The sequence below is a fragment of the Actinomadura sp. NPDC000600 genome (assembly GCF_040492135.1).
Lineage (GTDB): Bacteria > Actinomycetota > Actinomycetes > Streptosporangiales > Streptosporangiaceae > Spirillospora.
In genome coordinates this window covers 1-1,044 of sequence record NZ_JBEUPD010000150.1, presented here as the reverse complement: position 1 = coordinate 1,044, position 1,044 = coordinate 1, and the positions used below count along the sequence as shown (strand labels likewise).

Annotated in this window: 1 protein-coding gene; it reads left to right on the top strand. The window is 64.2% G+C overall.

Annotation, left to right across the window (positions count from 1 at the left end; translation table 11 throughout):
- Positions 1-12: 12 nt before the first annotated feature.
- A partial coding sequence (locus ABWI07_RS44415) for a ParA family protein (protein ID WP_353822244.1) occupies positions 13-1,044 on the top strand: 1,032 nt, incomplete at its 3' end.

The window sequence follows — 1,044 nt, the reverse complement described above, 5'->3', positions numbered from 1 at the left end:
CTGCCTACAGGCATGTACGACGACTTCAAGGCCAGTTGTACTGAACGCGGCCTCTCTTACATCCAGGGGCTTGCGCAGAGCATCCGGTCCTGGCTGGACGACAACCCTTCCCCCAAGCAGGCTGGTCTGCCCGCCCCGCCGCGTCGGATCATCGTCTGCAACCAGAAGGGCGGCGTCGGCAAGACCACCATCTCTGCGGGAATCGCCGAAGCTCACGCCGAGCCTCAGGGGATCGGCGTCAAGTGCCTGCAGAACTTCGTGCAGACTCTGACCGACACCGAGCTTGAGCGGCTCAACCGCACCCGTGAGCAGCTCCTCGCCCTGATCGCCGACTACACCGCGGGTGGGCAGAGGGTTCTCCTCGTCGACTACGACCCGCAGCTCCACCTCAGCAACCAGCTGGGTATCCCGCCCATCGCCGTGGGTGAAGACAGCCTGGTCACCCACATGTCCGGTGACGCTCAGGGCGACATCAAGGACCTGCTCGTAGCAATCGACGATCCGCGTTTCGGGGGCCGGCTATACGTCCTGCCGGGCACGCGCGAGGCATTCCTGCTGGACTCCAAGCTGGCACTCACGGCCGCCCAGTCCCGCGGTTTCCAGAAGGAGATGGCGCTTGAGCGGGCGCTGCACTCACTTGAGGCCGACTTCGACGTCATCGTCGTCGACTCCCCGCCAAGCCTGGGACTGAGCATGGACGCCGGCCTCTACTACGGGCGCAGGCGTCCGAACGAGAAGCCTGGTCGGTCTGGAGTGCTCGTCCCCGTGCAGTCCGAGGACAGTTCAGCCGACGCCTACGAGATGCTCATCGAGCAGATCGAAGACCTCGAGACGGACCTACATCTCGAGATCGACCGGCTGGGCATCGTGGTGAACCAGTTCGATAGTCGCCGCGGCTACATCGCCACGTCCTCTTTGGAGGAGTGGCACAACATGGAGAACGACAGGGTCATCGCTGTGATCGACGACCTCAAGGAGCAGCGCGAGTCCGTGCGGCTCAAGCGGCCTCTGCTGGCGTACGTCCCGGAGAGCAAGCAGGCGAAC